The organism is Bradyrhizobium sp. Arg816 (assembly GCF_029989365.1).
Taxonomy (GTDB): Bacteria; Pseudomonadota; Alphaproteobacteria; order Rhizobiales; family Xanthobacteraceae; genus Bradyrhizobium.
The window spans coordinates 67,017-92,261 of record NZ_JAPRAQ010000019.1; the positions used below are offsets into that span (position 1 = coordinate 67,017).

Consider the following 25,245-nt stretch of genomic DNA (forward strand, 5'->3'; position numbering starts at 1 on the left):
TCCTCGCACTGACAAAATAACTGCTACGGCCCAAGGATCAGGCCGCGATCCGCGCGACCACGAAGGAAGATCGATGAACGCCAATCTGCGCAATTTCGCCCTCTGGGTCATCATTGTCTTGCTGCTGTTGGCGTTGTTCACGCTCTTCCAGAATCCGGGCCAGCGCGCCTCCTCGCAGGACATCGCCTTCTCCCAGCTCCTGAGCGAAGTTGACCGCGGCAATGTGCGCGACGTCGTGATCCAGGGCCCGGACATCCACGGCACCTTCACCAACGGCTCGAGCTTCCAGACCTATGCGCCGAACGATCCGACGCTGGTGAAGCGCCTCTATGACAGCAAGGTCCAGATCACCGCGAAGCCGCCCGGCGACAACGTGCCGTGGTTCGTCTCGCTGCTGGTCTCCTGGCTGCCCTTCATCGCGCTGATCGGCGTCTGGATCTTCCTGTCGCGGCAGATGCAGGGCGGCGCCGGCAAGGCGATGGGCTTCGGCAAGTCGCGCGCCAAGATGCTGACCGAGGCCCATGGCCGCGTCACCTTCGAGGACGTCGCCGGCGTCGACGAAGCCAAGCAGGACCTGCAGGAGATCGTCGAATTCCTGCGCGACCCCGGCAAGTTCCAGCGCCTCGGCGGCCGCATTCCGCGCGGCGTGCTGCTGGTCGGCCCTCCCGGCACCGGCAAGACCCTGATCGCGCGTGCGGTCGCGGGCGAAGCCAACGTGCCGTTCTTCACCATTTCGGGTTCGGACTTCGTCGAAATGTTCGTCGGCGTCGGCGCCAGCCGCGTCCGCGACATGTTCGAGCAGGCCAAGAAGAACGCGCCCTGCATCATCTTCATCGACGAAATCGACGCGGTCGGCCGTCACCGTGGCGCCGGTCTCGGCGGCGGCAATGACGAGCGCGAGCAGACGCTGAACCAGTTGCTGGTCGAGATGGACGGCTTCGAGGCCAACGAGGGCGTGATCCTGATCGCGGCGACCAACCGTCCCGACGTGCTCGATCCCGCGCTGCTGCGTCCGGGCCGCTTCGACCGTCAGGTCGTGGTGCCCAATCCCGACGTCGTCGGCCGCGAGCAGATCCTCAAGGTTCACGTCCGCAAGGTGCCCTTGGCGCCGGATATCAACCTCAAGACCATCGCGCGCGGCACCCCCGGCTTCTCCGGCGCCGACCTGATGAACCTCGTCAACGAAGCCGCGCTGACCGCCGCCCGCCGCAACAAGCGGATGGTGACGCAGGCCGAGTTCGAAGAGGCCAAGGACAAGGTGATGATGGGCGCTGAGCGCAAGTCGCTCGTCATGACCGAGGAAGAGAAGCTGCTGACGGCCTATCACGAGGGTGGCCACGCCATCGTCGGCCTCAACGTCGTCGCGACCGATCCGATCCACAAGGCGACCATCATTCCGCGCGGCCGTGCGCTGGGCATGGTGATGCAGCTGCCCGAACGCGACAAGCTGTCGATGTCGCTGGAGCAGATGACCTCGCGCCTCGCCATCATGATGGGTGGCCGCGTCGCCGAGGAGCTGATCTTCGGCCGTGAGAAGGTGACCTCGGGTGCATCCTCCGACATCGAGCAGGCGACGCGCCTGGCCCGCATGATGGTGACGCGCTGGGGCCTCTCCGAGGCGCTCGGCACCGTCTCCTACGGCGAGAACCAGGACGAGGTTTTCCTGGGCATGTCGGTGTCGCGTACCCAGAACGCGTCGGAAGCCACGGTCCAGAAGATCGACACCGAGATCCGGCGTTTCGTGGAAGAAGGCTACAACGAAGCGACCCGCATTCTCACCGAGAAGCGTGCCGACCTCGAGGCGCTCGCCAAGGGCTTGCTCGAGTTCGAGACGCTGTCCGGTGACGAGATCGTCGACCTGCTCAAAGGCAAGAAGCCGAACCGCGAGTCCGTGCTCGAGCCGACCACGCCGCGCGCCTCCGCCGTGCCCCCGGCCGGCAAGTCGCGCCCGCGGCCTGATCCGGATCCCGGCCTGGAGCCGCAGCCGCAGGCGTAATCGAGACGCGGCCAATCGAATTGAAAAACGCGGCGGAAACGCCGCGTTTTTTGTTGGCCCCGTCATTGGAGGCGCCGTGCTCGCAACGAGGCTCCGGTCTCGTAGGGTGGGCAAAGGCGCTCTTGCGCCGTGCCCACCATCTCTCGGCAATTGCGACAGAAGTGGTGGGCACGCTACGCTTTCCCACCCTACGATATCTCACTTCGCGGCATCCTTCCGCTCCAGAAAATGCAGCACGTCGTCATTGAACTGCTCGGGATCCTGCAGGAACGAGAAGTGACTGACCCCCGGCTGGATCAGCAGGCCGGCCCCCGGAATGTTCGCCGCCATGAATTCGGTGTTCTCGCGCTTGATCGCCTCGTCGTGGTCGCCGTCCACGATCCATGTCGGGACCTTGATCGCCGCAAGATCCGACGCCGTCCATTTCGGCTGGCTCTCCCACATTTTGGTGATCTCCGCGACGAAGCTCTTGTATTCGGTCGGGGTCGGCGACAGGCGCTTGTACTCCTCGCCGGCTCTCGCGATGTAGGCATTGAAGACGTCGCTCGACGCGATGTCGGCAACGCCTGACGGGTCCGAATTCGCCGCGAAGGCGAACAGCTTGCTGACCCGCTCCGGATGCTTCATCGCGATGTCGAGGCCGATGATCGCGCCGTCGCTCCAGCCGACGATCGCAGCGTTCCTGATCTTGAGGTAATCGAGCAGGGCGACCACGTCCGAGGCCATCAGATCGTAGCCATACGGCTCCTGATTACGACTGCTGCGTCCATGCCCGCGGCTGTCCATGACGATGACCTGATAGTGCCGTTGCAGCGCGCGGACCTGGTGGCCCCAATAATTGGCGTTGGCGAGGCCGCCATGCAGCAACAGGACGGGCTCGCCGCGGCCGAAAATTGCGTACCAGACCTTGATGCCGTTGACGGGCGCGAAGCCGCTCTGCGTCGCCTTGGGCAGTGTCGGCGTCGGCGGCAGGTTCAGCCATTGCGGCGCCGCATGTGCCGCGCTGATCGCGACCGTGACGAGAAGTGCGGCGAGAAGATTGCGAAACATGATGATACGCCCTCCTGTTCGACCGTCGGATATTAGCGCACGGCAAGTTGGGGACGTCACGTCGCAACACCGTCTACCACCGAGACGTGAAGCCTCGTGATCTCCGTTGCCGGGCAGACGACAGCGATGCCACAACGCAACGTCCGGGCTCAAATGGGTCGCGCGCTCGGTCTGACTTGTGTCATCGCCACGCCCGATATCGCGAGCAGTCCGCCGACAATCAGGTTGGGGGTGATGCGTTCGCCAAGGAACAGCACGCTCGACGTCAAGGCGAACACCGGAAGCAGCAGGCCGAAGGGGGCAACGCGGCTGATGGAGCAGCGGGCGATGAGCCAGAACCAAAGGCCGAACCCGACAATTCCTCCGATGAAGATCGTGTAGGCGAGTGCCAGCCAGCCGCGTCCATCCGCCGTGACGAGGCTCGCCACTTGTCCGTATTCAAGCAGCAACGACATCAACATGACCTGCGGCACCGTGAGCAGCGACGACCACCCCATCAACATCAGGGGATCAAAAGGTCCGTAGCGTTTCGTCAGGACGTTGGACGTAGCGAATGCGAAGGCTGCCCCGACCACAAGCAGCAGCGGAAGCGCGTTTGCCGACAGGCCGGGCGCGGCTGCCAACACGACCACGCCGACGAATGCCAGCACCACGCCGGCGGACGTGGCGAGAGACGGCCGCTCCGCGAGCAGCGGCCAGGCCAGCAGGACGGTGAAGGGCGGGGCGAGTTGATAGGCGACGGCCGACAGGCTTCCCGAGCCGAGCCCAAGGCCAACATAGAAGAGCCCGAAGTTCAGTCCACCAAGGAAGAACGAAATAGCTGCGACAGGGCCGAACTGTTGACGCGTGGGTCTTTTGACGAACGGAACGAGCAGCAGCGCCATGGCGAGGAAGCGCAGTGCGAGGAAGAAGAGAGGCGGAAACTCCGTAACGCCCACTTTGATGACCACGAACTGATAACCCCAGAGCAGGGGAACGGCCACAGCGCAGACGATCTGGAGAGCAGACATGGCGTCATTCCTTTTCAAGACCGATCAGTCTATATATCGACGCGTCGATGGCGGAGGCGTCCAAGGCTCATATGGGTTGTCTACCTGATGAAGCGGTCGAGAAGCGCGTTAACGGTGGCTTGCCATGTGATCCGTGTCGGTGCCGTTTTGGCGACCACTCGGAGCCCCCAAAGGAAACAGACCAGAATTCGGGCGGCACTTGAAGGCTCAACACCATCGACCAGCTTGCCTGCCGTCTTCGCCCGCGAAAACGCATCCGCCACCCGGGCCTCCATTACTTTGAAAAAGCCTGCGATGCGACGGCCGGCTTCCGCGTCCTGGCCAGCCAGCTCCATGGCCGTGGCCACCAGCAGGCAGCCGCGCCGGCCATTGGCACCGCTCATGCGGTCGAGATAGCCGGCAAGGAAGGCCCGCAGGCCGTCAATCGGTTCTCTGGCGGGAGCGAGTTCGACATCCATCCGCGCAACGGCATCGGCAATGTAACGATCAAGCGCAAGCAGGAACAGCGAGTGCTTGTCGCCGAACGCGGCGTAAAGGCTGCCGCGCGAGAGCCTTGTCGCACGCAGCAGGTCCGGCAGCGCTGTGGCGTGATAGCCGCGTGACCAGAACACGCCCATCGCGCGTTCGACGGCGGCGTCCATGTCGAAACTTCGCGGGCGGCCACGCGGCGACTGCACTGGGGTTTGGCGGCTCATGACAAATATATAGACCAATCGGTCTTTAAACCGCAAGTGCCCGCTTCGGGGCGAAAGCCGACGTCAGCTTTGAACGCGGAAATGGCTGCCGCGGGGCCAGGAAGGACTCATGCACCGCCGCAATTGTCGTTGCTATTCGATCACCTCGTCGGCGCGGATAAGCAACGAGGGCGGCACGGTGAGGCCGAGCGCCTTGGCGGTCTTCATGTTGATCAGAAGCTCGAATTTGGTTGGCCGTTCCACCGGGAGGTCAGAAGGCTTGGTACCTTTGAGTATCTTGTCCACGTAGCTCGCCGCGCGGCGGAACAGATCGCGGGCGTCGGCTCCGTACACCGACAGTCCGCCATCAGCATAGTGCCGGAACAGATAGTTTGCCGGCAGGCGATACTTCGCAGCGAGCGCGATGATCCGCGGTGCCTGGACATAGGTGAGCGTATCGCCAAAATCGATGATCGCATCGGCGTGCTCGGCGGCAGCGGACGCAAAGGCGGCGTCGATTTCGTCGGCCGTGGTCGCTTCGACCGGCATCAAAACCACGCCGAGTTCCCGGCTTGGGGGACGTCTTCTGCGAGATATATCCTTTGCATTGGGTTGGTCGGATTGACCAAGAGCGCGATTTTCGAGGCGCCGGGAACAAGTTCTCGAAGGATTTCGAGACGTTTCGCCAGGAAGTCGTCCGGTACCATGGTTGAAAGGCCCGTCACGTTGCCTCCGGGTCGCGACAGGCTTTGCACGAGACCAAGCTTCACGGGATCGGCCACACTCACGAATACAATCGGAATGGTGGTTGTTGCCGACTTCAGCGCTACGGCCGCATGCGGTCCCGGAGCGATGAGCAGCTCGGGACTGAGGGCAATCAGATCGGCGACGGAAGCCGCCAGTCGATCCGAGGGTTGGGAAAAGCGATAATCTATGACGAGATTTTTTCCCTCGATCCAGCCGAGGCTTCTCAGAGCATCGAGAAGCACAAGCTCGGCTTGATTTAGGGCTTTCCCGCTTCCATCTCCCACAGCAAGAAAGCCGAGCCGACGGCGCTTTCCCTGCGCACGCGAATAACCTGGCGAAACAAGCAGCGCCGCAGTGCCCGCTATGAACTCCCGCCGTTTCATTCGCCCCTCATCGCAGCGTAAGGACGAGGGCGCAAAGTATCACGTCACGATAGTCGTCGCACTCTGTACAGTCGTCGCACTCTGTGGCTGCAAATGCTGCGTCGCGAATGCGGCAAGTGGCTTAGGACGGCTAAGGGTCAAAATGCGAAGAACTCAGAGTGAGCAAAGTCAGTCCGCTCTACCCCACCAAGCGGACCTCAATGAAAGGTGTCATCACTTCGCTGATGGGCCAAGGGCGGAAGTTGCGGCTCTCACTCTCTTGCCGCACCGTGGCCGTAGAGGTCATTCGGGCAGCCCGGCTCGCCGCAACCCTTCCTCGTATCGAGCGAGATCTTCGGCGCGCCGATAGGGGCCGAGCACGCTTTTGAGATTGGAGACACGCACCGAAGGATTCAATTGTCGCAGCCGAGCCACCGCCTTTTGTGCCTGCTCCAGTCGTCCGGCCATTGCCTTGCTTGCGGCGTCCATACGTAACGCAGGTTGAAAGTCCGGATTGTCCTGCAACGCCATTGCCGCCCACGATGCCGCGTCGCCATAGTGGCCCAGGAAGAAATGGGCATGCGAGGTCCCAGTTCGCATCCCGCTCATAAACGGATCAAGCGGGTTGAGGCGGATGGCACGGGCGAAGCGCTCGATTGCCGTTTCCGGCTCGCCTAGCCAGTTCTTCACCCAGCCACCCCAAAACCATGCCTCGGCCCAATTGGCATTGAACATGAGCGCGCGATCGATCAAGGCGGCGCCTCCCCCGAGATCGAGTAATACAAACGCTGATACATATCCGCTCGCCGCGAGGGCGATCACGTCGTCTTTTCCCAGCTCAACCGCCCTCTGAACGAGCTTCTTTACTTTGGCAGTCTCGCTCGGTGTGACTGAAATCCAGCCATTGGTCTTGGCAAAGGTGTAGCAAAGGGCGGCACGACCGTAAGCTGACGCAAAACCTGGGTCGAGCTTGATCGCCCTGTTGAATAGGCGTAACGCCTCTTCGTTCGCTTGCCGGTTAGCAAACTGATAAGAGCTGGCCAAACCGCGTAAGTAGTGATCATAGGCATCAAGACTCTCGGTAGGCTTGCGCTTGGCGCGCTCGATCTCGGCTTTTTCAACCGCCGGTGCGATCGCTCCGACTATGCTCTCGGTGACCTGGTCCTGCAGGTCGAAGATGTCGGTGAGTCCACCGTCAAACCGGTCAGCCCAGAGATGTCCCCCCGTAGGGGTATCGACGAGCTGTCCCGTGATGCGCACCCGGTTTGCCGCCTTGCGAACGCTTCCTTCCAGCACATAGCGCACGCCAAGCTCGCGCCCCACTTGCTTGATGTCGACAGCGCGTCCCTTGTATGTGAAGCTCGAATTGCGGGCGATGACGAACAGCGCCTTGAAACGGGACAGCGCGGTGATGATGTCCTCCGCTATTCCGTCCGCGAAGTATTCCTGTTCGGGATCGCCTGACATGTTCTGGAACGGCAGCACGGCGATGGACGGCTTGTCGGGCAGCGCCAGAGCCTGGGTGGTCTCGACCGGCGACCTTTTCGAAATTGCCGCAGAACCATCCGCGTTTATCCTCAATCGCCACGCGCGCATCGGCTCAACGATGTTCTTCAGGTTCTGCGGACCCATGTCCTCGAAGGCGATATCGACCTTGCCGCGGATTTGACGTTGCGTGTCCTCGGAGATGCAGATGCCGCCGGGCTCGGCGATGCCTTCAAGGCGGGCGGCGATATTGACGCCGTCCCCGAAGATATCATTCTCGTCGATTATGATGTCGCCGACGTGGATGCCGACGCGAAATTCGATCCGCTTGGCCTGCGGCACCGCGGCATTTTGCTCAACCATGCCGCGCTGCACCTCGATGGCGCATCGCGCTGCATCGACGGCGCTGGCGAACTCGACCAGCATGCCGTCGCCGGTCGTCTTGACGATCCGTCCGCGATGCACGGCGATGGAGGGATCGAAAAGAGACTTTCTGGCGGCCTTGAGGCGAGCCAGCACGTCTTCTTCGTCCATACCCATCAGGCGGCTGTATCCGGCAACATCCGCCGCCAGAATTGCCGCAAGCCTCCGTTCCACGCAATTGTCGGCCAAAACGGCCCCCGCGAGATCGGTAGATTCCGTCCCACGTATCAAAGCACAGGGTGTTCCTTTTGGGCTAGGGTCAATGTCAGGTCAGGGTCAAAATGCGAAGAACTCAGAGCGAGCAAAGTCAGTCCGCTCTACGCCATCAAGCGCACCTCAATGAAAGGTGTCGCCACTTCGCTGATGGGCCAACAGGCGACTCACGCGCCGCAACAGACAGCGCTAAGCCCCGGTGAGGTCGCGCGTGTACGGCTTATTTCAAATAACCGACATAATAGATGCCGATCACGTCTTTCGCCGAATCGCGTATCGGCTTGTACCCTGTGATGTAGGGTTTGCCGAGGATGTCCACCTCTCCATAGAACGCCTCGCCTTTCCTGATAGACTCGATCGCTTTGCCTTTGGGATCCAGAATGGTTCCGATCGCTCGCGAGCCATCGTCCTTTTTGACGTTGGTGGCAACGCGGACATACTCGTCACCGCTCTTCACGAAGATCGTTGCCGTCCCCTGAGCTTGCTTCACGACCTGATCAACCAGGTCAAAGTTGTTGTTCATCTTGGTTGAACCGAAATAAATGGCGGGCACATCCTTCCCAGCGACAGTGTCAGCCCCTTCGATCTTTGGCGAGCCAAGTTTGTTCGCCATCGACTCCAAGAGATCCATCGCTGTATTGACCTTTGCATCCTGAGCTTGGCCAACGTTCGGCAAAAGCATCGCGGCTCCAATGAGGCACGCGACTGTTAAGAAGCCAATAGCAGTTCGCTTGATGCTCATGAGTTTTCCTTTCCCTGGAAACGCCTGCACGTGTCAGGGCCCTCACCGAAGGTCGGTGACGGCACGGAAGATCAGGCTGTCGGTTTGGGTCTGATGTCACGCGATCACCTCGCACTGGTAGGCGGGCCGACGCGCGTCTCGACCCAAGTCCAGCATGTCGATGGCCGGGCTTGGATCAAACGAGTGTAGTCTAACTTTTCGTCAATGAATGCGGTGCGCGGTTTAACAACCGCTCACAGATAATCTATGCCACCGAGCGACAACGCGGCAATTGAAAATTAGGACAACAACTATGCCTTTGCAGAGGCGTTCGCGGCATGCCGAGCGATGCCCTATTGGTGACTTGGGACGCGCCTAGTCGTCGGGCGTGTCCCTCGCCGCAATGGCACTGCACCTATGTCGCGTATGGGGCAAACGACGAAATGGCCGGAGTGCGCGCCTGGGTCCGCTTCACATCTTTACGCGAATGTCGCCTCTGGGAGGACACGGCTGAAGCCGCTTCCTCACTTCAACGGCACCGCCGCGCCGTCCGCATTGTCCCGCACATGAATGACCGCGATGTCGTCCGTATAGATCCGCTTCCAGCCCTTGAGCTGGTCGAGGATTTGCGGGCCCGGCGCATCGGCGACCAATAGCGTCGCGTCGATCTTGTACTGGTCGAGCAGGCGCGGCAGCAGCTCGGGCTTCTTGCCCTCCGTCGCCTTGAAGAAGTCCATGACGAACTTTTCGCCATAGAGCTCGGCGCGGCCGTCGACGTAAACGGGGATGTCGCGCGAGATCAGATAGCCGCCGAACTGATAGGCGTTGAAGATGCGCTGCACCCTGAGTTTTTCGAGCAGGTCGACCGCCGCAACCGGCGTCTGCGTCATCGTGAACGTGAAGCGATGGTGTCCCATGTAGAGCGAGGTCGAGGTCCAGCTCGCGGCCACGATCATGAGCGCGCCGAGCGCGGTGACATAGCGGGCCGGCCGGCGGTCGGCGCCGGCGGTGTCCGCTGGCGGGCGCGGGAACATCTCGCCGAGCGGCTTTGCCAGCACCAGCGGCACCAGGAAGGCGAAGGCCTCGATATTCCTGACATGGGTCAGCGCGCCCCAGGTCAGGAACAGGATCAGGAAGATCCGCGGCGCCGACAGCACGAGGCCGCGATAATAGCCGAGCGCGATCAGGCCGAGCAGTGCGCCTTCGAACCCGGTGAAGGTGGCAAAGTTCGCCGGCATCCATTCGAAGATCAGCGACAGCAATTCGCCGAGGCTGAGGATGTTGGTCGCGCCCATCAGCGTCCGCCAGCCGTAAGGCGTGCAGCAGGCAGCGACCAGCGCGCCGACGCCGAACAGCACCCAGCGCATGAACAGCTTCAGCCGTTGTCCCTTCTCGGCATGCTCGACCGCTTCGAGCGAGATCGGACCGATCAGCGCGAGGCCCAGCACGAAGCCGCCATGCAAATTCGCCCAGAGCGCCATCAGCGGCAGCCAATACCAGGACGGCGCGCTTCTGCGGTCGGCAGCCGCCATCAGCAGGCCGACCCACGCCACCATGACGGGCAGCGCCAGAATATGCGGACGCGCCAGCACGTGATGGATCGACAGCACCAGCGCCAGCATTGCGAACAGCACCGCGCGCGGCGCCTCGATCTGCGCGTCGAGCAGATAGACGAAGACCGCCGCGGTGAGCGCCATCCCGGTCGCGGTGAGGATGACCGGACCTGCCCAGCCCCATTGCGCATAGGAGAAGGCGAATAGCACCTGCGACAGCCACGACGTCGAGATCCAGGATTCCCCCGGGCGCGTGAAAGAATAGAAGTCGGTGTAGGGCAGGGCGCCGTGATCGAGGATCCATTGCCCGATCTTGATCTGCCAGAACGAGTCGGAGTCCTGAAGCAGCGTGTCGCCGACGAAGAGGAAGAACAGATAGGTGCCGGCACCGACGCAGAGCGGCAGCAGTGCTCGCGCGCGGCTCTGCATCGCAATGCTGTTGGCAAAGGAAAGGGACATGCCGCCTCGTCGTCCTGCTTGTTCTTGTCCGCCGGAGCATGATCCGGACCCGAAGGGCCGCGTTAGCGCAAAGCGTGTAGCGGTTTTCCGGGAAGATCATGCTCAAGCAACAACCTGAAGCACGATGAACGATTCATCTCATCGCGCTTCAGGCCGAGCGGGCGGCATTGGACCATGCGCGGTCATAACTTCGGGTAAATCGCGCCGCCGCGGCATTGCCGCGGATGGCTACGATTTAACGGATTGTTTTCAATTCTCCTTTACCATCGTCGAATACGTGCAATCCGCTCCGTGTTTACGCAGTCGAATTAACTGCGGCGCAATTCTTTGCCTCTAGGTTCGGTTCCATGGTTGGGCGGCGCTGGGAAGCCGAAGACCACACCATTCGTAAGCCTCGTGTACTCTTTGGGAGCAGTCTATGAAGAACCTCGTTTCGCGTTTCGTGAAGGACGAATCCGGCGCCACCGCCATTGAATACGGCCTGATCGCTGCCGGCATCGCGCTGGCGATCATCACCGTCGTCAACAACCTCGGCAGCTCGCTGAACACCAAGTTCGGTTCGATCTCGTCCAGCCTCAAGTAAGTCCGGACGATCTGAGAATTTCGAGAGCCCCGTCCCGGACGGGGCTCTTTCTTTTGGGCGGTGGCGTGAGCCGGAGGCTGCTCAGGCTGCATGGTTCGCCCGGCGATGCAGAGCATCGTCCGGAGATGCCCGCTTTGGCGGGCTCCTCACCATGAAGGTCTGATATCCTGCCGCGAAACGCGACCTCGTCCTGAGGGGCCGCCGCAGGCGGGTGTCTCGAAGGATGGGCCCGCAGGCAAGCTTCCCGGCACGTTCTTCTTCAAAGCCCTCCAGTCGGTGTCACCAGCCATGGCGCTCCCGTCCGTTCGGCGTGACGCCTGACGCATTTGCATCTTGTCATTCACTTTGAATAGTTGTTCAGTCCTTGCGGGACGATTTGCATCTATTGCATTGACGACGCGTTCGGCCGCGGGGCGTGCGGCTGGCGTGCGGGACAGGAAGCGCGCCATGGTTTATCGGCGAACGCATCAAGTGGTGAAGCGCCTTGCGGCCAGGCGCAGTGCGATCCTTGCTGCGGCGCGGGAAGCTGCGGCGGAAGGCGGGATGGCGGCGGTGCAGATCGCGCCGGTTGCGGTCCGGGCCAGTGTCGCGGCCGGAACGGTCTACCGCTACTTCCCGTCCAAGTCCGAGCTGATCTCCGAATTGATTGCCGAGGTGTCGCGCGACGAGCTCGCGGCGATCCGCCGGGCGGCCGATGCCGCGCCCGGCCCATCCTCGGCGCTGGCGGCGGCCGTCACCACCGTGGCGGTCCATACGCTGTCGCAGCGCAGGCTGGCCTGGGGCATTCTGGCTGAGCCGGTCGACGTCGATGTCAGCGCGTCCCGCCTGGCCAGCCGCCGCGAGATCGCCGGCGAGATCGCCGCACGGATCGACGCCGCCGTACGTGCCGGCCATTTGCCGGCTCAGGATACCGCGCTCGCCGCCACCGCGCTGTTAGGGGCGCTGCATGAGGCCCTGGTCGGGCCGCTCGCGCCCGACAATCTCGACGATCCCGCCAGGATGCGCGATGCGGTGCAGACCGTGACGCTGCTGGCCCTGCGCGCCGTCGGCGTGATGGATGCCCGTGCCAGGGGTCTGGTGGTGCAGCAGACGCTGCTGCCGGCGGCGAAAGCGCTGGTCGGGGCTTAAAAAGCCGGGCGCGGCCGGGGCCGGGACCTGCTTCCGCTCAGGTCATTGCCGGAGCACGCCTTTCCACGAAACCCAAGCACGTTCGCCGGCAACGCCGGCTACTGTGCATGGGGTTGTTTTCGACATTTTTGTTTGGCCTGCCCGGCGGGCCTACAAATTCGCGTCGCCCTCGGGGCCGACCGAGGCGATGCGCACCATGTTGGTGGTGCCGGGGATGCCGAGCGGCACGCCGGCGACGATGATGACGCGCTGGCCGGCGCGGACAAAGCCGTCGCGGAAGGCGATCTGGCCGGCGCGGCTCACCATGTCGTCCTGGTCGCGGGCGTCGTCCGCCACCACGCAATGCACGCCCCAGACGACGGCGAGACGGCGTCCGGCGGCTATGTTCGGGGTGATCGCCACGATCGGCGGCTTCGGTCGCTCGCGGGCCACGCGCACGGCGGTCGAGCCCGAGCTGGTCCAGCAGATCAGCGCCGGCAGGTCGAGCGTCTCGGCGATCTGCCGCGCGGCGTCCGCGATGGCGTCGCCGGCGGTGGTTTCCGGCGCGGGGCGCTGAGCAGTGATGACCGAACGATAAGTCGGGTCGCGCTCGACCTCCTCGCCGATACGGTTCATGGTCGAGACCGCCTCGACCGGGAATTTGCCGGCCGCCGATTCCGCCGACAGCATGATGGCGTCGGCGCCCTCATAGACGGCGGTGGCGACGTCGGAAACCTCGGCGCGGGTCGGCACCGGCGACTGGATCATCGATTCCAGCATCTGGGTCGCGATCACCACCGGCTTGCCGGCGCGGCGCGCCATGCGCGTCATCTGCTTCTGCAGGCTCGGCACGCGTTCCAGCGGCAGCTCGACGCCGAGGTCGCCGCGCGCCACCATCAGCGCGTCGGAGGCCTCGATGATGTCGGCGAGGCGGTCGATCGCCTGCGGCTTCTCGATCTTGGCCATCACCGCGGCGCGGCCGCGGATCATCTTCTTGGCCTCGATCACGTCGTCGGCGCGCTGCACGAAGGACAGCGCGATCCAGTCGACGCCGGTCACCAGCGCGGCCTCGAGGTCGGCGCGGTCCTTCGGCGTCATCGCCGAGACCGGCAGATCAGTGTCGGGCAGGCTGACGCCCTTGCGGTCGGACATCCGGCCGCCGACCACGACACGCGTCACCGCGTGCTCTTTCGAGGTCTCCTCAGCGATCAGGCGCACCTTGCCGTCGTCGAGCAGCAGCGAATGGCCGGGCCTGAGCGCAGCCAGGATCTCCGGATGCGGGAGATTGACGCGCGTCGCATCGCCCGGCGCCTTGTTTGAATCGAGCGTGAAGATCTGGCCGTTCTGGAGCTGGACCGCGCCTTCGGCGAAGGCGCCGAGCCTGAGCTTCGGCCCCTGAAGATCGACCAGGATGCCGATCGGCCGGCCATAGCTGCTCTCGACGTTGCGGATCGTCGCGACCAGCTCCCGCATCTTGTCATGCGGGGTGTGGCTCATGTTGATGCGGAACAGATCGGCGCCGGCCTCGAACAGGCGGCGGATCATCGCGAGGTCCGAAGAGGCAGGCCCCAGGGTCGCGAGAATCTTGATACGGCGAAGACGCCTCATGGCTTATTTCCAGACGGTGGCGAGGGAGCTGGCGGAAGGCCAGGCGCGGCGGGGGGCGTACCACCGGGCGGACTATTGGGCAAACCCGGAACGCCGCCACCCGGGCCGACCGGGCCCGGCAGGCCGGGCACGCGCTGCTGCTGTGACGGCTGCTCGTTGGCGTCGGTGAGCTGAACCGTCCAGGCCCGCTGCTCGCCGGTATCGACCTCGAAATAGCCGGTCCGGTCGTAGCCGCGCGCGAGGCAATCCTCGGTGCCGCGGATGGTGAATTCCTTGTCACGCGAGCACATGAAGGCCTGCCCCGACCATTCGCCGCCGCGGTCATAGTCGATCGCGTAGATGTAATAGTAGCGGGCGACCAGCGTTCCCCGCAGCAGGGTCTCGCAGGAGCGGGACGAGATGTTCCACCAGCCCTCAGTGGTCCAGCCCTCGGCGTCCTTGTAGCCGAGCGCAATGCCGACCCGGCTCGAGGTGTTGTTGCAAAGCCGGAAGTCGGCGGAGGCCGGGCTGGCCCACAGGCACAGCAGGCCAACCACCAGCACCGGGACCAACCGGGCGAGCAGGCGAAGGGGGGCGCGGGGAGATTCGGCGATCATTGTCGCGGAACGTATACCAGATGATTGACGATTTGGCGTAGGGCCGGGGAACCGGCCTTCGGGTTGGCTCTGGCGCCGTTTGCGCCGTGATATGGCAAAATCTGTGACAAGGGCCCACCTGATCCCGTAAGGGTGACCCCCATCGGGGGCAGAACCAATTCAGGCCGAAGGGATCCAGCCATGGCAATCGACGACAAAACCAGAACGGAGCTCGAGGCGGCCGCTTTCCGGCGCCTGGTCGATCATCTGAAGACGCGGACCGACGTCCAGAACATCGATCTGATGAATCTGGCCGGCTTCTGCCGCAACTGCCTGTCCAACTGGCTCAAGGACGCCGCCGACGCCCAAGGCGTCGCGCTGACCAAGGACGAGAGCCGCGAGGCCGTCTACGGCATGCCCTACGAGACCTGGAAGTCGAAATACCAGGGCACGGCCGCGCCCGAGCAGCTCGAAGCCATGAAGAAGGTTCACCCCGGGCACTGAACGGCCTCGCCGGCAGTCCGGCGGTGAGTCGCACCACACAACTTCTTTCTTCGCTCCGCCGCAGGAAGGTGTGGGCGCGCTGTGGACGAGCGCGATGCTGCCTTGAACGCGAGAGCCGCGAACCCTAAGGGTCAACCAGCACGCGCGGTGAGGATGCCGGCGTCACCTCGTTTTGCCAGTTCTATTTGGAGTACCAAGATGGCCACCACCGCCGCCGTCCGCGACGACGAGCCCGCGACGAAATTTGCCAAGGACCAGCTCAAATCCATCATCGAGCGCATCGAGCGGCTGGAGGAAGAGAAGAAGGCGATCTCCGACGACATCCGCGACGTCTATGCCGAGAGCAAGGGCAATGGCTACGACGTCAAGGCACTGCGCACCATCGTGCGCATGCGCAAGCAGGACCCGAACGAGCGCGCCGAGGCCGAGACGATCCTCGAGACCTATATGCAGGCGCTGGGAATGCTCTGAGGCGATGCGCCTCTAGCACTGCTGCCGTAGCCCGGATGGAGCGCAGCGAAATCCGGGTTCTCGCAGTACAGAAGCATTCCCCGGATTACGCTTTCGCTCCATCCGGGCTACAAGCGTGGCGTGTTGCACTTCGTTTGTGAACGGAGACCGCTGTGACTGCCCCGTCGCTGCCGCGCGAGGTGGACCGTGCCTTTCGCGCCCTTCCGGCGCCGATCGGCAAGCGGTTGCTTCAGGTACGTGCGCTGATCTTCGCGACCGCTGCGGCGCATGAAGAGGTTGGCAAGCTCACCGAAACGCTGAAATGGGGCGAGCCGGCTTACTTGACCGATGAGACCGGCAGCGGCTCCACGATTCGGCTCGGCCGCCTCAAGGACTCCGAGCACGCCGCCATTTTGTTCAACTGCAAGACGACGCTGGTCGATACGTTCCGCGAGCGCTTTCCCGATGAGTTCGAATATCGGCAGACCAGGGCTTTGCTGTTGCCCCTATCCGGCGCGCTGCCGAAGCAGGAGCTCACCGTCTGCCTCTCGCTGGCGTTGACATATCATCTGGATCGGCGGGTCAGGAAAGCGAGATAGAAGCTGCAGGCTTCGACACTGTAGTCTTGGAAGTGGCGAGCACGCCATTGCGCCGGTCCGGCACGCAGCCTCGATCCGCAAGATTGTCGGTCTCGGTCTCAATTGCCGCGTCCGCGTTTGGCGTCTCGTCGGGCCTGCGCCCGCTTGTTGGCCTGCGAGACTCTTCCGATTTTTTCCGGTGGGAGTTTCTTGATCCGGCGACGGCTTGGGATGGACCGCATGCCGTCCTGTGAAGTTGGGGTCGTCTGCGGGCGAGAAAACTGACGCGCCCGACGGAGTGCTAACGCCCGTCGCGCCGCTTCCCCGAGCTCCCGTCGTGCTTCAAACTTTCGGATGCGCCTCAGCTCGTTCTTGACGCGCTTGATGGCGGCAGCGAAAACCGATTGGCGCCGGTTTGCATGCTCTGCCGTGCCGGAGAAACTCTTGCCGCGCGGGTCGGCTGTTCCCTTTGTTTCGCGGCGTCGATGCCGCGACAATGTGCGCTCCCTGTCGCGCAGATCCCGAAGTCGGGCGCGAAGGCTCTCAAGTCCATCGCGCTCCATCTCTCCGACCACGGGATGGTGCGTACTCAATATGACTTCGCGCTCGTCGTGGTTCAGAAGGCTGAGCTCAGACTTGCATGGAACTGACATCGCATGCTCCTACTTCGCTGTGGCGACTTCCCTTGAGATGCGGCGCCGCTGCGGAAACGCGGAACACCAAGGCAAACGCAATCGCGTCCTCGGACTTTGTCATCGCGTCCGTTCTGGGCGCATTGCCACAATGCGCGTTTGGAATGCGTAGCGATACCGGGTGGATTACCCGTTGGAAGTGGGGGAATCTCCCTTAGTGCAGATGCGCACCAGGCCGGGACGACACTTGAGCGTGTGGCGCTGTCGTGCTCCAGGATTGCGCGGAGCCTGTAATCGGGCGGCGCTTCGCGCCGACCCGTTGGCTTCATCCCGGCTTGCGGGACTACCGAACGGCGTGAGGGGAAAGATCTCAGCGCAGCGCGGCGGTGCGCATGACGAACGACGTCGTCTCGAGCTTCGCGGTCGCGCTGCCCGTAAAGCTGTCGCAGGACAGGCCCTGCATCGGATCGTCGGCAAAGCCCATCGCGATCACGGCCTGCGGTTTGACGAAATAGCCGCGCAGGGCAACGGTATCGAGCTCGCCCATCAGCGTCACCGACATCGCGCGGCTGGCGCTCGGCGACAGCATCACGATCTTGAGCCAGATGCTCTCGCCCCTGGCGGCGGAGAGGCGGGTCGCGGTCGCGACCCTGCCGTCGACGCTCTTGCCGACTACCGTGTTGATCTCGGTCGCCTGAGCGACGTTGCGGGACCCGGCGGCGGGGCGGCCTGTGCGCGGGACCGGCGCGGAGGCGGCGACGACGTTGGCGCGGTCGACCGGAGAGGCGGCCGGCGCATAGGCCAGCGCCTGGAAGGCAGCGTTCGTGACGCTTGCGGTTGCTTGCGGATCGGTGGCGGCGGCGAGCGCTTGGCGGGCCTTCAGCGCAGCCACTTGAGCTGGCGTCGCCTGCTGCGGGGTCGCAGGGGTATCCCAGAAGCCGCGGGCATTGATAATGTCGGCCGGGGTCTCGGGCTTGCCCTCAACAGATTTGCCGGCTGTCGGCTTGTCAGCCACGGGCGCGGGCTTCGGCTTGGGCGGCGCAACGAGCTGCGCATCGGCCGAAGCGAGCTGGATCGCAGCGGCGATCTGCGGCTTGGCGCGCGGTGTCGGCACCGGATCCGCCGGCTTGACCGCGGCGGCAACCACGGTCGGCGCAACAGGCTTCGCGGCCGGGGCGGGCGCGCCCTCGTCATCCTCGTCGCTGCTCGTGGCGGCCGGAGCCGACTTGCTCTTGAACAGGGCGGCAAAGAAACTCGGCTTGCCGCCGGAATCGTCGCCAGTGCCGCGGCGCTCGATGTCGGCCTTGGCCAGCTCATAGCCCTTCAGCGGCGTGCCGTCGGTCGGAACGTGGACCGTGCGGCCATCCGGGAACACGCGGGCGAGCTGGTCATGCGTCATGCGCGGCCAGTGCCGGATGCTACCGGTGTCCAGATGCACGAAGGGCGAGCCGGAGGTCGGATAGAAGCCGACGCCGCCGCGCTGCAGGCGCAGGCCGGCGAAGCGGATCTGCTCCAGCGGCACGCCCGGAATGTGGAAGTCCATCGCATGCCCCAGCATGTGCTGGCTGAAGCGCGCCACGCCCGAGGAGCGGCGGCGGAGCATCGCGTTGGTGGCGGGCGAGCGGTAGGAAGAGATGATCTGGATCGGCTGCTTGCCGTCGACGTCGCGATAGACTTCCCAGAGGATGTCGAAGAGGCGACGGTCCATGACCGTCTCGTCCTGGGTGCGCCAGTCGCGCAGGAAGTGGTTGAGCTGCTTCAGCGCGGCCTCGTCGAAGCGGCCGTCGCGCTTGAAGGTGACGGTGAGGTCTTCGCCGGAATGGGTGTGGTGGAACGAGAGCGTCTTGGTCTCGTTCAGCGCGGCGGCGTCATGGACCGAGCCCGCGGCAGCAAGCAGCAGTGCGGACGCGAGGCCGATCCGGGATCCGGCCTTCACTCCCGCATGGGACAACGACAGCACTGCGAATTTGCGTGCGAGACCAGTCAGCACGAATGAGCCCACCCAGTCGACGAGCGTTCAAAATGGACTCTCCCGGCAACCCCGTTAGCGCGCGAAAGAGGATGAACGCTTTCTTAAAGCGAGAAGGTTAATTCGAGGTTGACCTTCCCGACCCCAAACCAAGTCAGAATAAGAACCTAAGCGGCTCAGTGTGGCAAAAAAACGCCCGCTGCCGGAGTTCGGGTGGAGAATGGTTAACGTTAAGCGACCCCATCCAGGGGATGAGGTCGCTGATCTTGCTTGAGAATTTCCGACAAAGCCCGGTCGGGGAGGCCTCAGCGGGTAAACACCCGCTGCTGCTGCGGCCGGCGGCCGACCGGTGCCGGCGGCGGGGTCGGGGCCCCGAACAGCCGCTCGAAGAAGTTCGGACCCGACGAGCCGAAGCCGCCGCCATTGTTGGCAATCGCCACGCCCGAGGGCAGCGTCGTCGCCGGGCGCGAATAGCTCGGCTGCGAGTGAGCAACGACGTTCTCGAGGTCCTTGCCGCGGCTGTTCTTCAGGATGTTGATCATGGTCGCGTCACGGCCATAGACGTCCTTGCGGATTTGCAGCTTGCCGCCATCGTCCACGAACGCGGTCTGGTAGGTGATGTTGACCGGGATCGGCGTCGGGAATTTCAGGTCGATCTCGCTCTTGCCGTACATGCTGCGCACGCGCTCCGGCGTGTACTTCTCGTTCGGCATGGCGATGTTGAGCAGAACGGAAGCGTACTGATCCGGATTCTGCACGCGCATGCAGCCATGGCTGAAGGCGCGGTCATCCCTGGCGAACAGGTTCTTGTCCGGCGTGTCGTGCTGATAGACCAGGAACTTGTTCGGGAAGTTGAAGCGGATGCGGCCGAGCGCGTTCGCTTCACCGGGCGGCTGCGAGATGTGCACCGAGCCGTCGCGGTTCTGCTCGAGCTTGAGGCCCATGCGCTGGAGCACGGTCGGGTCCTGCTGAAGCGCCGGCAGATATTCGTTGTAGACGATCGACGGCGGCACGTTCCAGGTCGGATTGACCGTGATGTACTTCATCGTCTCGGTCAGCAGCGGGGTCGCATGCGTGCCCGGCTTGCCGGTGACGACGCGGGTGGTCCAGACCTGCTGGCCGCGCTGCATCACCTTCAGCGTGTAGTCGGGAATGTTGAGGATGACATAGGCATCGCCCAGCGAGGGGACGCCGAGGTCGCGCGGCAGCCAGCGCCAGCGCTCCATGTTCACCAGCACCGTGTCGATCTGCTTGTCGCGCTTCGGGGTGTTGATCGCCTTGACGGTCTTGTCGTCGAGGATGCCTGTCACCTTCATCTCGGCGCCGCTCTGGAATTTGCGCACGGCTTCGGCGACGGTGGCGTCATAGCGGGTGTCGCTGGCGTTCTCGGCGAGGCCGAGCTTGGTGCGGAGCTGCGGCACGCGCGGATCTTCAACGACGATTTCAGCCTGCTTCTTGCCGGCCGGAGTGTATTTCAGCGCCGGACCGTCGGCGATCTCGATCACCGGGCCGCTGCCCAGGCCGCGCAGCTCGGCGAGCTTGGCCTTCAGCTCCTTGTAGAGCTTCTGCGGCGGGTTGTAGCTGTCGAGCGCTGCGGAGGCATCGGCTGCGGTCGTGACCTTGGCGAGCACCTCGCTCGGATCGACCGGATGCTCGGGATAGAGGATGTCGCCGCTGACCTGCGACCAGTGCATGCGGCCGCTCTGGGCTTGGCGCGCATAGTCGAACATGCTGGCGGTGAGCTTCAGCTCGGCATCGGCGAGCGCATCGGGCATCGTGGCGGCGGCGAAATCCGGCACCGGGTAGTCGGCGGCATTGAGACCGTCGGAGGCCGCATCCTTCAGCCGCGCGATCACGCCCTTGGCCGCAGAGGTGAGGCTGCCGCCTTGGGTCCAGACCGGCGCGAAGTCGCGTGCACCGTAAAACTTCTCGATCGCGGCGCGCTCGTTCTTGCGGTCGAAATGGCGCGAGGTCTTGGCGCCGATGATGTCCTTGAGCTTGTCGGCGACCGGCTGGTCGGCGGCGGGCACGTTGCTCGCGGCCTTCACCGGCTCGGCGGCCGGAGCCGCAGCGGGGGCCGCAGGCGCGGCCGGCGTTGCCGTCGCGGTGTCGGCCTTTGCTGGTTCGGATTTGGCGGGCTCGATCTTGGCGGGCTCGATCTTGGCGGTTTCGCTCTTCGGCGCCTCAGGTGTAGGCGTGGTGGCGACGTCGGAAGGCTTGGTCTCGACCTTGTCGGGGGCCGGTGCGGCTTCGGCCTTCACCGGTTCCTTCGCAGTTTCCTTGGTCGGCTCCTTTGCGGAATCCTGAACCGTCGCGGTGGTGTCGAGCTTGATATCGGATGCGGTCGGGGGCGGCACGTTTGCGGGCTCGGGGCGCGGGATCGCGGCTTCGATCGCGAGTTCGGCGGCGCTGCTGCGCGCCTGATCCTGCGCCAGGGCCGAGCTGGCCGATACCGTGAGGAAGGTCGCCGCGACCGTCATCAAGACGCGGTCAAAGCCCGCACGGTGGTTCAAACAGTCACGCATTGTGTCGCACCCCTCGGGTGAACTGTCCCTCGTGGAACAGCTTCATTATCGCCTAATGAGCTTCGGCTAAACTGCGCCGGCCGCTCGAAAGTTGCACGCCTGCACGCAACGATTCATACGCGGACGAACGAATCCTACGCAGACGATATACAGGCCCCGTTTTGGCGGCCAGCGCTAGCCGGGACAACTCACGACAAACTGACTTCAAGAAAGCCCGTTTGCAACGGATTGTGCGGCTTTGGCAGACGCTTTTCCATGTGTCTGTCACTTCCAAGTCACGGTTCACGTCGCAGCCGGATTTTGCCGTAATGCGAAGGGCTTGCGGCCGCATCGCAACGCCAGGCGAACCTCCGTTCGCATGAGGCTTAGGGCGTCTCCTCACCGCTTTTGCCGCCATGTCCGGGAACCCCGGCTTCGTCGAGCTTGCGGTAGAGCGTGGACCGGCCGATTTTGAGGCGGCGGGCGACCTCGGACATCTGCCCCCGATAATGCGAGATCGCGAAGCGGATGATCTCGTTCTCCATGTCGTCCAGCGGGCGGACGTCGCCGGTGGGGGTCAGCATGGAAAGGGTCCCCGCCAGCGGCAGCGGGGCGATCGGTATTTCACCACCCGACACCACCGAGGGCGCCGCGATCGGCTCGAGCATCAGCGGCGCGGTCGGGATGTCGGTCTCGAGATGCGACTGCGAGGTCAGCAGGGGGAAGTCGGCAAGGTCAAGCTGGTCGCCCTCGCTCATCACCACCGCGCGGTAGACCGCGTTTTCGAGCTGGCGGATGTTGCCGGGCCAGTCGAGCTGGGCGAGGTACGCCACGGCCTCGCCGCTGATGCCGGCGATGGGGCGGTTCTCCTCGGCGGCAAAGCGCGCCAGGAAATGCCGGAGCAGATGCGGGATGTCCTCACGCCGCGCCCGCAGCGAGGGGATCGTCAGCGGCAGCACGTGGAGGCGATAGAACAGATCTTCGCGGAAATGGCCCTGCTTCACCCGCTCCAGCAGCCTGCGGTTGGTCGCGGAGATGATCCGGACGTCGACCTTCAACGGCTTGCGCCCGCCGACGGCTTCGACCGCGCCTTCCTGAAGTGCGCGTAGCAGCTTGACCTGCGCGGTGAGCGGCAGCTCGCTGACCTCGTCCAGGAACAGCGTGCCGCCATGAGCCTCGACGAACTTGCCGGTGTGCCGTTCGGTGGCGCCGGTGAAGGCGCCCTTCTCGTGGCCGAACAGGATCGACTCGACCAGATTGTCGGGGATCGCGCCGCAATTGACCGCGACGAACGGCTTTGCCTTGCGCTCGCCGCTGCCATGGATGGCGCGTGCGAACATCTCCTTGCCGACGCCGGACTCGCCCTCGATCAGCACAGGGATCGACGAGCCCGCGGCCTTCTGCGCGGCGCGCATCACGGCCGCCATCGCCTCGGCGCGGGTGATGATGTCGGAGAAAGTCAGCCGGCCCTCGCGGCTGTGACGGATACGCTGCAACTCGCCCTTGAGCGCGGAGGCATTGAGTGCGTTGCGCAGAGAGACCTGGAGCCGCTCCAAGCCAACCGGCTTGACGACGAAATCAGCCGCGCCCGCGCGCATCGCCGAGATCACGTTGTCGATGCCGCCATGGGCGGTCTGCACGATGACGGGGACGCCGAGGCCGGCCTCGCGGATTTTCGCCAGCACGCCCATGCCGTCGAGGCCCGGCATCACGAGATCGAGGATGACGGCGTCGATCGCCGGTGCATCGGGGGCGGTGAGGGCGGCGATCGCGGCGTCGCCGGAGTCCACGACGACCGTCTCATAGCCGCATTTCTGCACCATGTTCTCGACCAGCCGGCGGGCTACAGCGTCATCGTCGGCGATCAAAATACAGGCAGCCATGGTGTTCCCCGCACGCTACTACTATCTGTCTCGAATCGGGTCACTCTGGCCGAAGCCGATTAACGCACTCTTAAACCTTGATGCCCCCGCCCGCCGTCGCGCTTGTTGACACAGGTTTCCCACACAATGAATTCGCGCTCCAAATCTGCTCTCAAGAAGTCTGCCTCCAGCAAGCCCGCTCTCCGCAAGCCAAGCACCAGGAAATCCGCCGCCAAGGCAAAGTCCTCCAAATCTTCGCCCGCAAAGCCTGCGGGCAAGACCGGCAGGCTTCCGGAGTGGAACCTCGCCGACCTCTATTCCGGGATCGATGCGCCGGAAGTGGCGCGCGATCTCGAAAGCATGGACGCCGATTGCGTCGCGTTCGAGACCGACTACAAGGGCAAGCTCGCCACAGGGACAGCAAACGAAGATGGCGGAAAATGGCTCGCCGAGGCGGTGCGACGCTATGAGGCGATCGACGATCTCGCCGGCCGTCTCGGCTCCTATGCCGGTCTCGTCCATGCCGGCGACAGCGTTGATCCCAAGATTTCAAAGTTTTACGGCGATGTCTCCGAGCGGCTGACGGCGGCGTCCACGCATCTCCTGTTCTTCGCGCTCGAGCTCAACCGCGTCGATGACGATATTTTGAACCGCGCGATGCAGGCCGCCGAGCTCGCGCATTACCGTCCCTGGATCGAGGATCTGCGCAAGGAGAAGCCGTACCAGCTCGACGACAAGCTCGAGCAGCTCTTCCTGGAGAAGTCGCAAACCGGCTATTCCGCCTTCAACCGGCTGTTCGATCAGACCATCTCGGGCCTGCGCTTCAAGGTCGGTGCAAAAGAACTGGCGATCGAGCCGACGCTCAATTTCCTGCAGGACCGTGATGGCGCCAAGCGCAAGGCTGCGGCCGAAGCGCTGGCCAAAACCTTCAAGGCCAATGAGCGCACCTTCGCGCTGATCACCAACACGCTCGCCAAGGACAAGGACATCTCCGACAATTGGCGCGGGTTCAAGGACGTCGCGGATTCCCGGCATCTGAGCAATCGAGTCGAGCGCGAGGTGGTGGATGCGCTGGTTGCCTCCGTCCGTGCCGCCTATCCAAAGCTGTCGCATCGCTACTATGCGTTGAAGGCGAAGTGGTTCGGCAAGAAGCGGCTCGCTTACTGGGACCGCAACGCGCCGCTGCCGTTCGCCGCGACCGACGTCATCGGCTGGCCCGATGCGCGCAACATGGTGCTGACGGCCTATCGCGGCTTCTCGCCCAAAATGGCCGAGATCGCCGAGCGCTTCTTCACCGATCGCTGGATCGACGCGCCGGTGCGTCCGGGCAAGGCGCCGGGCGCGTTCTCGCATCCGACCACGCCGTCGGCGCATCCTTACGTGCTGATGAACTACCAGGGCAAGCCGCGCGACGTGATGACGCTCGCGCATGAGCTCGGCCATGGCGTGCACCAGGTGCTGGCCGCGAAGAACGGCGCGCTGATGGCGCCGACGCCGCTGACGCTGGCCGAGACCGCGAGCGTGTTCGGCGAGATGCTCACCTTCAAGCGGCTGCTGGCCCAGACCAAGAATGCGAAACAGCGACAGGCGCTGCTCGCCGGCAAGGTCGAGGACATGATCAACACCGTGGTGCGGCAGATCGCGTTCTATTCGTTCGAGCGCGCGGTCCACACCGAGCGCAAGAATGGCGAGCTCACCGCGACGCGGCTCGGCGAGATCTGGCTGTCGGTGCAGGGCGAGAGCCTGGGGCCTGCGATCGAGATCAAGGCGGGCTACGAGAACTACTGGATGTACATCCCGCACTTCATCCACTCGCCGTTCTACGTCTACGCCTATGCCTTCGGCGATTGTCTCGTGAACTCGCTCTACGCCGTCTACGAGAATGCGGCCGAAGGCTTTGCCGAGCGCTACCTCGACATGCTCGCCGCCGGCGGCACCAAGCATTATTCCGAGCTGCTGCGGCCGTTCGGGCTCGATGCCAAGGATCCCAAATTCTGGGACGGCGGCCTCTCGGTCATTGCCGGGATGATCGACGAGCTCGAGGCGATGGGCTGAGGCGAAGCGCGAGTTCCTTCCCGGCGCACGGAATGCGGGTGCCGCAAGTTTTGCGGCCCCCAGTTCCATCCGTGGGCGCGGGCGATCTTCGCGGCGGAGGCCGGCTATTTGCTACGTGGGATTGA

At 63.9% G+C, this 25,245-nt stretch carries 21 protein-coding genes; 7 read left to right on the forward strand and 14 right to left on the reverse strand.

Features of this window, described 5'->3' with window-relative positions; genetic code table 11:
- Nucleotides 1-73: 73 nt before the first annotated feature.
- Nucleotides 74-1,996, forward strand: a complete 1,923-nt coding sequence (ftsH, locus tag OWC48_RS33490; RefSeq protein WP_008136887.1) for an ATP-dependent zinc metalloprotease FtsH — start codon at nt 74-76, stop codon at nt 1,994-1,996.
- Between the two features lie 198 nt (nt 1,997-2,194).
- Here ftsH and OWC48_RS33495 read toward each other — a convergent pair whose 3' ends face one another.
- The 8 genes from OWC48_RS33495 to OWC48_RS33530 form a co-directional block, all read right to left on the reverse strand.
- Nucleotides 2,195-3,046 (reverse strand): alpha/beta fold hydrolase, encoded by an 852-nt coding sequence (locus OWC48_RS33495; RefSeq protein ID WP_282523806.1) that lies wholly within the window; start codon nt 3,044-3,046, stop codon nt 2,195-2,197.
- Nucleotides 3,047-3,195: 149 nt separating this feature from the next.
- Nucleotides 3,196-4,056: a DMT family transporter gene (locus OWC48_RS33500; RefSeq protein ID WP_282523807.1), complete on the reverse strand. Its 861-nt coding sequence runs from the start codon at nt 4,054-4,056 to the stop codon at nt 3,196-3,198.
- A gap of 80 nt (nt 4,057-4,136) precedes the next feature.
- Nucleotides 4,137-4,697, reverse strand: coding sequence for a TetR/AcrR family transcriptional regulator (locus tag OWC48_RS33505; protein WP_282523808.1), 561 nt, complete (start codon nt 4,695-4,697; stop codon nt 4,137-4,139).
- Between the two features lie 186 nt (nt 4,698-4,883).
- The gene (locus OWC48_RS33510) at nt 4,884-5,279 is read right to left on the reverse strand and encodes an ABC transporter substrate binding protein (protein WP_282523874.1); all 396 of its coding nucleotides are present in this window, start codon (nt 5,277-5,279) and stop codon (nt 4,884-4,886) included.
- Nucleotides 5,279-5,860, reverse strand: coding sequence for an ABC transporter substrate-binding protein (locus OWC48_RS33515; protein ID WP_282523809.1), 582 nt, complete (start codon nt 5,858-5,860; stop codon nt 5,279-5,281). Before OWC48_RS33515 ends, OWC48_RS33510 begins: the two co-directional genes overlap by 1 nt.
- Before the next feature lie 282 nt (nt 5,861-6,142).
- Entirely contained in the window at nt 6,143-7,936 is a 1,794-nt protein-coding gene (locus OWC48_RS33520) for an adenylate/guanylate cyclase domain-containing protein (RefSeq protein WP_282523810.1), read from the reverse strand.
- A 244-nt stretch (nt 7,937-8,180) separates the two neighbouring features.
- The gene (locus OWC48_RS33525) at nt 8,181-8,702 is read right to left on the reverse strand and encodes a Cache 3/Cache 2 fusion domain-containing protein (protein ID WP_282523811.1); all 522 of its coding nucleotides are present in this window, start codon (nt 8,700-8,702) and stop codon (nt 8,181-8,183) included.
- Nucleotides 8,703-9,205: 503 nt separating this feature from the next.
- Nucleotides 9,206-10,693 carry a hypothetical protein gene (locus OWC48_RS33530; protein ID WP_282523812.1) on the reverse strand — a complete coding sequence of 496 codons (1,488 nt, stop codon included), beginning with the start codon at nt 10,691-10,693 and terminating at the stop codon, nt 9,206-9,208.
- A gap of 418 nt (nt 10,694-11,111) precedes the next feature.
- Here OWC48_RS33530 and OWC48_RS33535 point away from each other — a divergent pair, with 418 nt between their 5' ends.
- Entirely contained in the window at nt 11,112-11,276 is a 165-nt protein-coding gene (locus tag OWC48_RS33535) for a Flp family type IVb pilin (RefSeq protein ID WP_014492421.1), read from the forward strand.
- A gap of 447 nt (nt 11,277-11,723) precedes the next feature.
- A complete protein-coding gene (locus tag OWC48_RS33540) occupies nt 11,724-12,404 on the forward strand; it encodes a TetR/AcrR family transcriptional regulator (RefSeq protein ID WP_028161058.1) in 681 nt (226 codons plus the stop codon).
- Between the two features lie 150 nt (nt 12,405-12,554).
- On the opposite strand, the gene pyk is transcribed toward OWC48_RS33540, so the two are convergent.
- Nucleotides 12,555-13,991, reverse strand: a complete 1,437-nt coding sequence (gene pyk, locus OWC48_RS33545) for a pyruvate kinase (RefSeq protein ID WP_282523813.1) — start codon at nt 13,989-13,991, stop codon at nt 12,555-12,557.
- On the reverse strand, nt 13,988-14,587 hold the full coding sequence (locus OWC48_RS33550; RefSeq protein ID WP_014492424.1) for a DUF1036 domain-containing protein: 600 nt from the start codon (nt 14,585-14,587) through the stop codon (nt 13,988-13,990). The genes pyk and OWC48_RS33550 overlap by 4 nt, the downstream gene beginning before the upstream one ends.
- Nucleotides 14,588-14,767: 180 nt before the next feature.
- Here OWC48_RS33550 and OWC48_RS33555 point away from each other — a divergent pair, with 180 nt between their 5' ends.
- The 3 genes from OWC48_RS33555 to OWC48_RS33565 all read left to right on the forward strand — a co-directional run bounded on the left by OWC48_RS33555 (nt 14,768) and on the right by OWC48_RS33565 (nt 16,119).
- Nucleotides 14,768-15,070: a DUF1244 domain-containing protein gene (locus tag OWC48_RS33555; RefSeq protein WP_282523814.1), complete on the forward strand. Its 303-nt coding sequence runs from the start codon at nt 14,768-14,770 to the stop codon at nt 15,068-15,070.
- A gap of 198 nt (nt 15,071-15,268) precedes the next feature.
- Nucleotides 15,269-15,541, forward strand: a complete 273-nt coding sequence (locus OWC48_RS33560; protein WP_094976882.1) for a DUF2312 domain-containing protein — start codon at nt 15,269-15,271, stop codon at nt 15,539-15,541.
- Between the two features lie 152 nt (nt 15,542-15,693).
- Nucleotides 15,694-16,119 carry a DUF1801 domain-containing protein gene (locus OWC48_RS33565; RefSeq protein WP_282523815.1) on the forward strand — a complete coding sequence of 142 codons (426 nt, stop codon included), beginning with the start codon at nt 15,694-15,696 and terminating at the stop codon, nt 16,117-16,119.
- Nucleotides 16,120-16,217: 98 nt separating this feature from the next.
- Here OWC48_RS33565 and OWC48_RS33570 read toward each other — a convergent pair whose 3' ends face one another.
- The 4 genes from OWC48_RS33570 to OWC48_RS33585 form a co-directional block, all read right to left on the reverse strand.
- Complete coding sequence (locus tag OWC48_RS33570; protein ID WP_208073010.1) at nt 16,218-16,751, reverse strand: hypothetical protein; 534 nt, start codon at nt 16,749-16,751, stop codon at nt 16,218-16,220.
- A 349-nt stretch (nt 16,752-17,100) separates the two neighbouring features.
- Nucleotides 17,101-18,720 carry a DUF882 domain-containing protein gene (locus tag OWC48_RS33575; protein ID WP_282523816.1) on the reverse strand — a complete coding sequence of 540 codons (1,620 nt, stop codon included), beginning with the start codon at nt 18,718-18,720 and terminating at the stop codon, nt 17,101-17,103.
- 284 nt (nt 18,721-19,004) lie between these two features.
- Nucleotides 19,005-21,224: a murein L,D-transpeptidase gene (locus tag OWC48_RS33580; protein ID WP_282523817.1), complete on the reverse strand. Its 2,220-nt coding sequence runs from the start codon at nt 21,222-21,224 to the stop codon at nt 19,005-19,007.
- 365 nt (nt 21,225-21,589) lie between these two features.
- Nucleotides 21,590-23,086, reverse strand: coding sequence for a sigma-54 dependent transcriptional regulator (locus OWC48_RS33585; RefSeq protein ID WP_282523818.1), 1,497 nt, complete (start codon nt 23,084-23,086; stop codon nt 21,590-21,592).
- A gap of 126 nt (nt 23,087-23,212) precedes the next feature.
- On the opposite strand from OWC48_RS33585, the gene OWC48_RS33590 reads away from it, so the two are divergent.
- Nucleotides 23,213-25,120 carry a M3 family oligoendopeptidase gene (locus OWC48_RS33590; RefSeq protein ID WP_282523819.1) on the forward strand — a complete coding sequence of 636 codons (1,908 nt, stop codon included), beginning with the start codon at nt 23,213-23,215 and terminating at the stop codon, nt 25,118-25,120.
- Nucleotides 25,121-25,245 lie beyond the last annotated feature (125 nt).